Consider the following 12,163-nt stretch of genomic DNA (forward strand, 5'->3'; position numbering starts at 1 on the left):
AGAGGTTCCTCCGCCTATATCAACGATCATGTTGCCGCAGGCTTTTGCAATGTCTATTCCAGCACCGATCGCTGCTGCAACCGGCTCCTCAATGATTGCTACCTCTCTGGCCCCTGCCTGATAGGTGGCATCCTCTACCGCTTTTTTCTCCACCTCAGTGGCTCCGCTTGGAATGCATACACTGATCCTTGGTTTTCTCAGTGTTTTTTTCCCAACCGCCTTGTTAATAAAGTATTTAAGCATTTTTTCCGTTACGGTATAATCAGAAATAACTCCTTGGCGAAGAGGCCTTACTGCCACAATATTGCCCGGTGTTCTTCCGATCATAAGTCTGGCTTCCTCTCCAATGGCTTTTATTTTATTAGTGTCACGGTCAATGGCTACAACGGAAGGTTCCTTTAATACAACTCCCTTTCCCTTGATATAGACCAGTATGCTTGCTGTACCTAAATCAATTCCAATATCATTGGACATCATCATCATGATTCCTCCTGTTCGCTGAATCCTGTTCCCAGGGTTACTTTTATCTTCAAAATTATGCCTAATTCGTAAATGAAGTCACAGTCTCTATCTTATTATATACAATAACCCTAGGATTTTAAAGGTTTTTTTTAATTTTTATTATGTTTATTTTTTTTTAATATATGGTACACATTTTAGTCACATTTTCTCCGTATAATAGTATTACGTTATCTGAAAGGATAACGGGCCTTTTGTTTCAAGTAACTTACTTGAAATCACAAAGCTTTTTCATACTCATACCGGACGGCGAGAGCCGTCCGGCCCCCCTAAAGAATTCACTTGCCCGCTTCTTATTGGAAGTGGTTTTTTTATTTTAATACGTTCCGAAGTCTCGGTTTGTTTGGGTAAGTTTCTTTATGCTCATCCGGGCCGGGAAGCATTCTGCAAAGCCCAAACACATCCATATTTATCAAAGTTCTGAACATGTAGGCTTTTTGCACTTTCACGGACTGATAAACTTCCTAGTAAAGTCTAAAGAGGACACCATCCAGCATCCTCTCCTACTGTCATTCTTCTCATTTAATCCAAATAATAATATGTGCCATCAGACCCCAACTTTTTTTCTTTATCAGGATAATATTAAGATAATTTAAGCGCCCATTCCCTGCAGTCCAGCACTCTCGTAGCAATTCCATCATAGAATTCAGGTTCATGGCAGATCAGGAGAATACTTCCCTTATACTCCTTTAAAGCTCTCTTAAGTTCTTCCTTTGCCTCCACATCCAGATGGTTGGTAGGCTCATCAAGTAGAAGGACGTTGGTTTCCCGGTTAATGAGCTTACATAATCTGACCTTTGCCTGCTCTCCTCCGCTTAATACCCGCACCTGACTCTCAATGTGCTTGGTGGTCAGACCGCATTTAGCAAGCGCCGACCGGACCTGGTACTGAGTATAGGAAGGAAACTCTTTCCAGATCTCTTCGATACAAGTAGTGGTATTTCCGGGAGTCATCTCCTGTTCAAAGTATCCAATGGAAAGGTAATCTCCAAGCTCCACATTTCCCCCTAAGGACGGTATAAGCCCCAGGATACTCTTTAACAGGGTAGTCTTTCCGATGCCGTTTGCACCTACAAGCACCACCTTTTCCCCGCGCTCCATGGAAAGATTTAAAGGGCTTGACAAAGGCTCCTCATAACCTATAACCATGTCTGTGGTCTCAAAGATATATTTTCCGGCCGTGCGGGCTTCCATAAAATGAAACTCCGGCTTTGGCTTATCTTTTGAAAGCTCAATGACCTCCATCTTATCCAGCTTTTTTTGTCTGGACATAGCCATGTTCCGGGTGGACACACGGGCCTTGTTCCGGGCTACGAAATCCTCCAGCTCCGCAATCTCCTGCTGCTGCCGCTTATAGGCCGCCTCTAATTGCGCCCGTTTTACTGCATACACTTCCTGAAACTTTTCATAGTCGCCCACATAACGATCCAGGCTTTGATTCTCCATATTATAGATGATGTTGACCACGCTGTTTAAGAAAGGGATATCATGGGATATCAGGATAAATGCATTTTCATACTCCTGAAGATACCGCTTCAGCCATTCAATATGCTGTACGTCCAGATAATTCGTCGGCTCATCAAGAAGAAGGATATCCGGCTTCTCAAGTAAAAGCTTTCCTAAAAGGATTTTGGTCCTCTGGCCTCCGCTTAATTCCGTTACATCCTTATCCAGGCCCATGTCGCTTAATCCTAAGGCCCTGGCTACCTCCTCCACCTTTGAATCAATGATATAAAAGTCATGGGCCATGAGAAGGTCCTGAATGGTTCCAAGTTCCTCCATCATGGAAGCCATGGTTTCCTCATCTGCCTCTCCCATTTTGTCACAGATCTCATTCATCTGTTCTTCCATCTGAAACAGGAACGCAAAAGCGCCTTTTAATACATCCCGGATGGTCATCCCCTTATCCAGCACCGTATGCTGGTCCAGATAACCGACCCGGACCCGTTTCGCCCACTCCACCTTTCCTTCATCCGGCTGTAATGTCCCGGTTATTATATTCATAAATGAGGATTTTCCTTCCCCGTTGGCTCCGATCAGGCCGATATGCTCTCCCTTTAAAAGGCGGAAGGATACATCCTGAAAGATGGCACGGTCCCCGAATCCATGGGTCAGATGTTCTACGTTTAATATGCTCATTGAAAAACTCCTTTATTATTACGGTTTACTTTGGCTTTTCGCCGGCTTTTCACTATTCCAAATACGAAACATCATAATTCTACATGACAGAAGCAATTAAGGCAAGCAAAGGTTGCAAAAAAAGTCAAAAACGTTTATGATAAACCCAAAAGAATTTTCCATGGAAGGATTAAATTTATGTATTTATATACTTGGTATCAATGGCTGCTGTTTTTCTTCATCTATTGCTTTATTGGGTGGATCATCGAATCCACTTATGTTTCCGTAAAAAGCTTTCATTTTGTAAACCGCGGTTTTCTCAGACTTCCTCTTCTTCCTCTCTATGGAAGCGGGGCTATTATCATGCTGTGGCTGTCCATTCCTGTCCAGGGTAACTTATTCCTGGTGTTTCTCTTTGGCATGCTAGGTGCTTCCGCTCTGGAATACGTGACCGGATATGCCATGGAGCGCCTGTTTAAGATGAAATATTGGGATTACAGCAATATTCCCTTTAATTTAAACGGTTATGTCTGTCTTACCAACTCCATCGCCTGGGGATTTCTTACTCTTTTGCTGACGGAAGTGATTCACCGTCCCTTAGAATGGCTGGTCCTTCGCTTAAACGGGACAGCGTGCATTATCCTTGTGATTATGGTTGGCATCATTTTTGTCACTGATGCCATACGCTCCACCAAGGAAGCCTTAGACCTTGGCCGCATCCTGGAAACCATGACCAGGCTAAAGTCCGAGCTGGATGATGTGCAGGTGCAGATGGCACTGTTAAAGGCGGAAACTGCCCAAAAAGTATCCGACATAAAAACCGAGACTTTTTTGAAGGCTGCCAGTTTAAAGGGGGAAACCATGGAAAAGATTTCCTCTCTGAAATCCGAAACTGCCATTGCATTAAAAGAATCTGCCTTAATGGAACGCCTTCAGTCACTAACGGAAACCAAAGATAAATTGACCGGACGTTTGACCTCTTATCGAAAGGGAATCCTCCGCCGGAACCCTACCGCTTCATCCCGGCTGTTCGGTGAGGCCTTAAGGGAATTAAAAGAATATTCCAAAAAATATAAAAAGTCATAATCATAAAACATAATAATAAAGACGGAGCCTGGCTTTTAGCCAGGCTCCGTCTTTATTCTGTCAGAATCCTACATCATCTTATCTACCATAGCCATAACAGCCTCTCCAAGCTTTGCAGACCGCTCATCCGCATCCACCATAGAATCACCCTTAACGCCATAGTAAAACTTAATCTTGGGTTCCGTTCCCGAAGGCCTTACACACAGCCATGCATCCTCCGTCAGATCGTAATAAAGCACATCCGACTGGGGAAGTCCGGTTGGTCTGGTTTCTCCGGTATTCATATCCTTAACGGTATCAAGCTTATAATCCCTGGCAGAAAGGACGTGATAACCGCCAACTTCTGTTGGAGTTTCCCTGCGCATGGTCTCCATGATCGCCCGGATCTTTTCCTGTCCCTCGATGCCTTTTAAGCCGATGGCCTTTACCGCATCTTTATAATAGCCATATTTTTCATACATGGCAGTCATGGCATCCCACAGTGTCATGCCCTTTGTCTTATAATAGGCTGCAGCCTCACACAATGCGACCGTAGCGGAAATGGCATCCTTATCACGGGCATAGGTTCCGATCAGACAGCCATAGCTTTCCTCCAGGCCAAACATGTAGGTTCCGTATCCAGTGGCCTCTTCCTTTAAAATCTTCTGGCCGATGTATTTAAAACCAGTTAAAACCTCAATAAGTTCACAACTGTAAGCCTTCGCTACCGCATCCACCAGATTGGTGGTAACAATGGATTTGACTACCTGTCCATCTGCGGGGATCGCTCCTCTTTCCTTTTTCTGGCTAAGTACATATTCGCACAGAAGAGAGCCGGACATGTTGCCAGTCAAGGGGATGTACACGCCGGATTTCTCATCCTTTACATACACCCCAAGACGGTCAGCATCCGGGTCAGTTGCCAGAACCAGATCCGCATCCTTTTCCTTTGCAAGGGCAAGACCCAGTAAAAAGGCTTCCTCTGCCTCCGGATTGGGATAGCTGACCGTGGGGAAGTCACCATCTGGCAGCTCCTGTTCAGGAACTACATACACATGGGTAAAGCCGATTTCTTTTAACGCTCTTCTTGCAGGAAGATTGCCTGTACCATGAAGAGGAGAATAGACTATTTTAATATCATTCTGCATCTGGTCAATGGCATCCTGGTTTACTACCTGAGCCTTTACGTGAGCGATATATTTATCATCCAGATCAGCTCCGATGATTTCATATTTCCCTGATTCTTTTGCAGCTTCCACAGTAGTCGTCTTAACCGTTGAAATATCCGTGATATTTAGGACCTCTGCAGTCACCCCTTTGTCATGAGGAGGAGTAAACTGGGCGCCATCCTCCCAGTATACCTTGTATCCATTATATTCCGGTGGGTTGTGGCTGGCCGTAATGTTAATGCCGGCAATACAGCCTAACTCCCTTACAGCAAAAGAAAGCTCCGGTGTGGGACGCAAAGATTCAAATTTATAGGCTTTGATCCCATTGGCGGCCAGCGTAAGTGCTGCTTCCTCTGCAAACTCCGGAGACATGTGCCTGGAGTCATATGCAATGGCCACACCCTTATCAGCGCCGCCCTGGCTTATGATATAATTTGCAAGACCCTGGGTCGCTTTTCTTACTACATAGATATTCATCCGGTTGATTCCCGCGCCGATGATACCTCTTAAGCCGGCGGTGCCAAATTCCAAATCCTGATAGAACCGCTCCTTAATCTCATTTTCATCATCACCGATCCCCCGGAGTTCTTCCTTTGTCGCCTCATCAAAATATGGATTTAAAAGCCATTCCTTATATATACTCCTGTAATCTTTCATAAGCAAAATACTCCTTTCCCTCCTTCAATGTTATGGTTATTATAAATCATAACATGGTAAAAGAAAAGTGTATTTCCATTATTTTGTATCCAAACTGAATCAAGGGTTTTTCATTCAACTTTGAATTTTTGACAGGAAAAGATTCCGCAGGGGCTGCTGAATCTCTAAATCCTTAAGCTTTTCAATATTCCGTGCGGGAATCCAGGCTTTATTGGCATTATAATAAAAGTTAATCTGCTTCCAGTATTTTTCAGGATATAAAAATAAATAGTATAAGCATATCCTGTCTGCATCCGAAAGAGGGAGAACCTTTGTATAAGTTTCCAGCATGGCCATACCAAGCTTCAAGTTCCAGTCATGCTTTTCCATGGCTTTACGCATGAAATGATATAAGTCCTCCATCTGCATGCCCTTGTGCATCCGGTTGAATTCCACAATAGCCACATCATGAAAACACATCAGGACGTGGTGCTGGTTTAAGTCCCCATGACACAAGTACTCCTCACAGTCCCCCCGGGTTTCATAAAAGCCTGCCATCCCCTTACAGGCTTCCATGGCCTGTTCAAAAAATATATCATAATTCCCCATGACACATAATTCAAACTCAGACTTTTTTCGTTTATTCCGGATGAACGTGCGGGCGCGTATCAGCTCCCTGTTATGGCGTTCCATTTCCTCAGCCGGCTGTTGTACCAAAATGGACCCTAGATTCCATTCCTCTTTAAAATCAATCCGCCGCAGCACTTTATGTAAAGAAGCAATTTGTTCGATGGCACATAATACCTCTTTGCTATCCTTCAAATTGCATTCCCGATCCGCATACCAGTCTTTTACGATCCACCGGGATCCATCCTCGGCACTGGAGAGGAGTTCACCATCTTTATTCCTGACGTAACGGTCCACTTTCAAGCGGCAGGATTCTTTCATCTGTGAAAATACCTGATCTTCAAATTCCAGGCGCTTTAAGGTTCCTTTATATTCCCGAAGCAGTTTAAGCCCCTGATTCGACTCACACAGCCAGGCGCCCCGGCCGCGTTTCACATCCAGAATTTCAAGCTCATACTGCGAAAGCACCTCTGTGTATTTCTCGTTCACTTGCCACCCCTCCAACTCTTAGCTTATCAGCTACTTCTAGGGTATGAGGAGGTGGAAAAAAATATGCAAAATACGGTAGAAAGTTATACGTGCCTTAGCCTTGTTCCTTAATAAATTGTTCTGCTGATTTCAGCAAATAATCCCTGTTATTGCATTCCGGCTTTTCAAGAACCAGCTGGAACAAACGGTTAAGCACCGTTCCCATCTCAGGCCCCGGCTTCATGCCTGCATCGATCAATTCTCTTCCGGTAACGGCCATGTCCTTTAGACGGATACAATCTCCATCCTTTAAGATTTCCTCCGAATACTGCTCCACCATTTTTAACCTGGTTTTATAGGATGTATGGCAGAATACCTTCTGAAAGCACAGCAGATCCTTAAAAAGCTCCTGGGAAAGGGTGCTCATAACCTGCCGGATGGCCGGCTTATGAGCCGGAATCTCTGTTTTCCAAAGACTGACCAGGGTTTTTGTCTGGTAGATGGTGTCATTATCAAGCTTCAGCTCCTTAAGGATCCTTACCGCATCCTCAGGTTCCTCAAGCCTTAAAAAACCGGTCCAGCGCATGTGCTTTTTAAGTGGCAGCCCGGTAAGCCTATCGACTTCAATAAGCTTCCTTCCCGCATCTTCAAAATGCTCTGAGATATAAGGGCCAATCCCATTTTCATATACCTCCTTAAGCCTTCCGGGATGATCGGAAAGGAGGAGCTTTGTAAGCTCCACCTGGATCCGTTCCTTGCTGACCTTAGTCATGTTGGGAGCTATCATAGAAATTGCCGCCCTTGTCTTAGCTTCCATATCAAAGCCCAGCTGGGCAGAAAAACGGATGGCCCTAAGGATCCTTAAGGCATCTTCGTTAAACCGGTCATGAGGGTTTCCCACGCAGCGGATGATCCGGCCCTCTAAATCCTTTACCCCGTCAAATGCATCCACTAACCCCTCTCGGTCACTGTATGCCATGGCATTGATGGTAAAATCCCGGCGCTTCAAATCCTCCAGCAGGTTTCCCGTAAATTCCACAGATCTGGGATGGCGCCCATCCTCATACTCTCCGTCTATACGGTATGTGGTCACTTCATAGCTTTCATGGTCAATAAGTACCGTGACCGTACCGTGCTGGATTCCCGTATCAACCGTTCGATTAAAAATTTCTTTTACCTGTTCCGGCTTTGCTGAGGTTGTGATATCCCAGTCTTCCGGCGATCGGCCTAACAGGCTGTCTCTCACGCAGCCTCCCACCACATAGGCTTCAAAACCGCTGGTATTCAGTTGTTCGATGATCCTCCTCGCCGCCTCCGGAACCTGAATCTTTATCACCTTTTTTACCTCCTGATTTTCCTATCCTGCCGTTTTTAATACGCTCTGCCCCAGTAAACCATCTTACCTGCAGGCTTTCCGCAGCATACACAGGTATCGGCAAGTGTTTCCTGCTTAAATGGCATACAGCGGGATGTTGCTCCTGTAATCTCCTTGATCTTATCCTCACATTCCTGGGAGCCGCACCACATGGCCTTTACAAAGCCTGGTTTTTCCTCCACAGTTTTAACAAAGGTGTCCATATCCGTTGCCTCGTAGGTATGAACATCCCGGTGAATTCTGGCGCGTTCCAGCATATCCTTTTGGATCGTATCCAGAAGCTCTCCTACCTTATTATTTATCTCATCTAAGGATACGGTAATCTTCTCATGAGTGTCACGGCGCACCAAAACCGCCTGGTTCTCTGAAATATCTCTCGGACCGATTTCCACACGAACCGGAATACCACGCATCTCTGATTCGCTGAACTTCCAGCCCGGACTCTTATCGGAATCGTCAACTTTTACTTTATAATTAGAAAGAACTTCTTTTAATTCATAAGCCTTATCAAGAACGCCCTCCTTCTGCTGCTGAACCGGAACGATGATCACCTGGATCGGAGCAATTCTGGGCGGAAGCACAAGGCCGCTGTCGTCGCCATGAACCATGATGATGGCTCCTATCATCCTGGTAGTCATGCCCCATGAGGTCTGATGAACATACTGGAGTTTGTTTTCCTTATCAGAATACTGGATATCAAAGGCCTTTGCAAAGCCGCTTCCAAAGTTATGGCTGGTTCCCGACTGAAGGGCTTTGCCATCATGCATCAAAGCCTCAATGGTATAGGTTGATTCTGCACCTGCAAATTTCTCCTTGTCGGTCTTCTGGCCCCTGATCACAGGCATTGCAAGAACTTCCTCACAGAAATCTGCATATAGATGAAGCATCTGCTCTGTCCTCTCCTCAGCCTCTTGTGCTGTGGCATGAGCGGTGTGACCTTCCTGCCATAAGAATTCTCTGGAACGTAAAAACGGTCTGGTGGTCTTTTCCCAGCGTACCACGGAACACCACTGGTTATAAAGCTTTGGTAAGTCCCGATAGGACTGGATCTCTCTGGAATAAAAATCACAAAACAGGGTTTCAGAAGTAGGTCTGACACAAAGCCTTTCCTGTAATGGCTCTAAGCCTCCATGGGTTACCCAGGCGACCTCAGGAGCAAAGCCCTCTACATGATCTTTTTCCTTTTGAAGAAGACTCTCCGGAATAAACATAGGCATATAGACATTTTCAACCCCTACTTCCTTAAACCTTCTGTCAAGCTCACTTTGGATGTTTTCCCAAATGGCGTACCCTGCCGGCTTAATAGCCATACAGCCTTTTACGCTGGAATAGTCGATTAATTCTGCCTTCTTTACAACATCCGTATACCACTGTGCAAAATCCACCTCCATGGATGTAATCGCCTCTACTAATTTCTTTTCCTTTGCCATAACAATTCTCCTTTCCTATCCTCATAAAAATAAAAAGAGCCATCCGTTCCCTAAAAAGGGACCGAACAGCTCGGCGGTGCCACCCAATTTAGCCATGGACAATGCCATGACTCACTTTTTTATCCGTTAACGCAGGAACTGCGCCGCAGTTTGCTGCGGGACTCCGAGGTAGGTTGGGTTATGAGAGGTATAAAGGCCTTTCAGCAAACGGCCTTCTCTCTGGGATACATCATCACCTACTGGTCCTCTTCAACGTCTTATTTCTTCATTATAATAAAAGATTGTATGGTTGATTTTACGTTATTTGCAAATGTTTGTCAAGTGGGTCCAGGCCTGTCTGCCAAAGTATTTTATTCATTCCTCCGGATCCAGCCGTTCCTTTCCATCATGACAGCACCAGCACTCATACACCTCCACAATATCTTCCACAATCAATAAGCCGATAGGGCCAAGAATAAATCCCAAAAGCCCGAAGAGCTGAAGTCCTACGTACATGGAAGCAAGGGTTTCCAAAGGTGTAAGGCCAACTTGTCCTCCCATGATTTTAGCTTCCATGATCTCTCTTAGAAAATAGCAGATCACATATATGATGATCAGTCCGATCCCATACTTCCAGTTTTTATTGATCATGGAGAATAGGGCCCAGGGAATGAGCACCGTCCCGGTCCCGAAAATCGGAAGCGCATCCAAAAGCCCGATCCCGATGCCGAATAAAATAAAGTAGGGATTTCCCAGCAAAAACAGTCCTGACGAACAAACCGCCATGGTAAACAGCATGATAGCCCCCTGAGTCTTTAACCAGGCGCTTCCCACCGTTGTAAGCCGTTTTCCCAGCATGGCATATTCAAAGCGGAATATGGAATTGTCCCGCCTTTCCCGAATCTCATCCATTTCCTGAAGGGACAGAACCGTGGCAATAAGCAATATGATGGTGATAACGGTCGCCTGAACGATCCATTTCATAATGGTCATGGAATTCACCATGAGAAAGGGCATAATCCTGCTTTTAATGGCAGTCTGTCCTCCTGTGATGATATCCCTTACTATTTCTACCGCATATCCGTCAGGCAGCTTTAAAAAACGTTCTGCAAAGGAACAGTTGTCCATGAGCCAATGATCCACGCCTTCCAGGATTGCGGGAAGACTTTGAAGCAAAAGCCTGGATTCCATAAGCAGCTTTCTTCCACCCACGTAAAGAAGGATCCCAAAAGCGATCATAAGAAGTATGATCTCTACTCCGCCAATAACTGCCAGGGGAATGGATATCACCTTCCCCTTTACAATGAAGCGTGCCTTTTTCTCGATCCAAAGGGCAGAAGGCCGCAGGGAAAGGGCAAATACATATGCAATCAAAAAGGGAATCACAAGGGGCAGCAGATATCGAAAACACAGATACACTGCCCCTGTAACTCCCAATATTAATAATGTTTTCTTCAGTTTCCTGCTCGGTTTCACCATGGACTCACCTGTTTCTGATTTGTACTTCTTTTGTACAATCACTATTATGAGCCGTATGGTAAGAAAATATGCGAAATCTGATTAGTAAAAAATTCCTTCTTTATTCAATTCCCGATAATGAGAACTTTTCAAAGGCTTCTCCCTTTGGTTTCACTGAAAAGCCCATCCTTTTCTTTGTTACTGGATGGAAAAAGGATAAGCTGTAAGCAAATAACGCCACGTTACCGTTTGCAGTATTCTTTTGAACCTTGGGATTATACTTCCGGTCGCCCCACAGGGGTGTGCCGTGGCCCGCCATCTGTACCCGGATCTGATGGTGACGGCCGGTTTTTAACGTGATCTTAGTCAGGCTGCACTCTTCATTCCCGATGTTTCTGTTTTCCACAACCTGATAATGGAGCTCTGCAAGTTTTGCACCTTTTATCCCCTTATCCACAATTTTAGAACAATTATTTTTTCCGGCCTTCCACAAATAATCCACGTAAGCGCCAAAGTTTTCCACAGGTTTTCCACAAACCACAGCATAATAAATTTTCTCCATTTGATGTTTAGAAACCTGACTGCTTAAGGACTCTGCAGCTCCTTTGGTCTTTGCATACACCATGACGCCTCCAACCGGCTTATCCAGCCTGTGGATAACTCCCACATAAGGCTCCCCTTGCTTTGGGGATAACATGTTGATATGTTTCTTCACCTCGCTGACCATATCCGGTTCAAAGGACCTTGCGGTCTGGGATTCTATTCCCACTGGTTTTTCTACCACCAGCAGCTCTTCATCTTCGTATAGTATGTTAAGATCCATGTCGATGTTTTACTCCTCTTTCTTCCATGCAGCCATCATAGCTTCCACAGACCGGCTCATCTCTGCGCTGAAATCAGAATTCCATTTGCGTTTGCAAAAAGCTTTTATCCATCGCTCAAAGTCCTCTTCCCTGCCCTGGGTCTTTTTAAGCTCCAGGGAAAATTCCTCCGGGCTTAAACGGCGGTAGGAATTCGTGGACACCACAGTCTCAGGCTTAAGCCGCTCCGGCTTTTTTCTCTCCTGCTGCTGCCTGGAGGGATATCCAAAGACCACAATTGCCGCCGGAACCGCATACTTTGGTAGGCCGAACAAATCCCTGTGGGTTTCATACTGCTCCATAATATCCCCAATGTAACAGGAGCCAATGCCCATGGATTCCGCCGCCACAACCGCATTCTGAGCGGCTATAAGGGCATCATCACAAGCCAGCAAAAGATCTCCAAGTCCAGGATGGCGGACCTCTTCTTCATAGTGGCAGAACAGCTCGAAGAAGAGG

General features: G+C 45.3%; 10 protein-coding genes and 1 other annotated feature. Of the genes, 1 reads left to right on the forward strand and 9 read right to left on the reverse strand.

The features are described from left to right. The coding region (locus tag RT269_RS28105; RefSeq protein ID WP_313187686.1) for a rod shape-determining protein at positions 1 to 486 on the reverse strand (486 nt) is incomplete at its 3' end. Between the two features lie 615 nt (positions 487 to 1,101). Then, the gene (locus RT269_RS28110; protein WP_313187675.1) at positions 1,102 to 2,658 is read right to left on the reverse strand and encodes an ABC-F family ATP-binding cassette domain-containing protein; all 1,557 of its coding nucleotides are present in this window, start codon (positions 2,656 to 2,658) and stop codon (positions 1,102 to 1,104) included. A 177-nt stretch (positions 2,659 to 2,835) separates the two neighbouring features. Here RT269_RS28110 and RT269_RS28115 point away from each other — a divergent pair, with 177 nt between their 5' ends. Further along, on the forward strand, positions 2,836 to 3,723 hold the full coding sequence (locus tag RT269_RS28115; protein ID WP_313187676.1) for a putative ABC transporter permease: 888 nt from the start codon (positions 2,836 to 2,838) through the stop codon (positions 3,721 to 3,723). A gap of 68 nt (positions 3,724 to 3,791) precedes the next feature. Here the strand turns inward: RT269_RS28115 and RT269_RS28120 are convergent, their stop codons facing one another. From RT269_RS28120 to RT269_RS28150, 7 genes are all read right to left on the reverse strand, one after another. Beyond that, positions 3,792 to 5,528 (reverse strand): phospho-sugar mutase, encoded by a 1,737-nt coding sequence (locus RT269_RS28120; RefSeq protein ID WP_313187677.1) that lies wholly within the window; start codon positions 5,526 to 5,528, stop codon positions 3,792 to 3,794. A gap of 114 nt (positions 5,529 to 5,642) precedes the next feature. Beyond that, on the reverse strand, positions 5,643 to 6,623 hold the full coding sequence (locus RT269_RS28125) for a spore coat protein CotS (RefSeq protein WP_313187679.1): 981 nt from the start codon (positions 6,621 to 6,623) through the stop codon (positions 5,643 to 5,645). A 94-nt stretch (positions 6,624 to 6,717) separates the two neighbouring features. Further along, positions 6,718 to 7,935 (reverse strand): CCA tRNA nucleotidyltransferase, encoded by a 1,218-nt coding sequence (locus RT269_RS28130; protein WP_313187687.1) that lies wholly within the window; start codon positions 7,933 to 7,935, stop codon positions 6,718 to 6,720. Positions 7,936 to 7,973: 38 nt separating this feature from the next. After that, the gene (gene proS, locus RT269_RS28135; RefSeq protein ID WP_313187680.1) at positions 7,974 to 9,407 is read right to left on the reverse strand and encodes a proline--tRNA ligase; all 1,434 of its coding nucleotides are present in this window, start codon (positions 9,405 to 9,407) and stop codon (positions 7,974 to 7,976) included. Between the two features lie 53 nt (positions 9,408 to 9,460). Then, positions 9,461 to 9,669, reverse strand: a binding site (T-box leader). Between the two features lie 92 nt (positions 9,670 to 9,761). Beyond that, complete coding sequence (locus RT269_RS28140; RefSeq protein WP_313187681.1) at positions 9,762 to 10,865, reverse strand: AI-2E family transporter; 1,104 nt, start codon at positions 10,863 to 10,865, stop codon at positions 9,762 to 9,764. 100 nt (positions 10,866 to 10,965) lie between these two features. Continuing rightward, entirely contained in the window at positions 10,966 to 11,667 is a 702-nt protein-coding gene (locus tag RT269_RS28145) for an RluA family pseudouridine synthase (protein ID WP_313187683.1), read from the reverse strand. Positions 11,668 to 11,676: 9 nt separating this feature from the next. Continuing rightward, positions 11,677 to 12,163 (reverse strand): nitroreductase family protein (locus RT269_RS28150; RefSeq protein WP_313187684.1); only part of this gene is annotated, 487 nt, incomplete at its 5' end.

This window comes from Lacrimispora sp. (assembly GCF_032078915.1).
Lineage (GTDB): Bacteria > Bacillota > Clostridia > Lachnospirales > Lachnospiraceae > Lacrimispora.

What these genes read in the sequence shown, in the direction of transcription:
- proS (WP_313187680.1), bottom strand. Translation starts at nt 9,407, where the DNA reads ATGGCAAAGGAAAAGAAATTAGTAGAGGCGATTACATCCATGGAGGTG.
- RT269_RS28115 (WP_313187676.1), top strand. Translation starts at nt 2,836, where the DNA reads ATGTATTTATATACTTGGTATCAATGGCTGCTGTTTTTCTTCATCTAT.
- RT269_RS28110 (WP_313187675.1), bottom strand. Translation starts at nt 2,658, where the DNA reads ATGAGCATATTAAACGTAGAACATCTGACCCATGGATTCGGGGACCGT.
- RT269_RS28140 (WP_313187681.1), bottom strand. Translation starts at nt 10,865, where the DNA reads ATGGTGAAACCGAGCAGGAAACTGAAGAAAACATTATTAATATTGGGA.
- RT269_RS28145 (WP_313187683.1), bottom strand. Translation starts at nt 11,667, where the DNA reads ATGGATCTTAACATACTATACGAAGATGAAGAGCTGCTGGTGGTAGAA.
- RT269_RS28120 (WP_313187677.1), bottom strand. Translation starts at nt 5,528, where the DNA reads ATGAAAGATTACAGGAGTATATATAAGGAATGGCTTTTAAATCCATAT.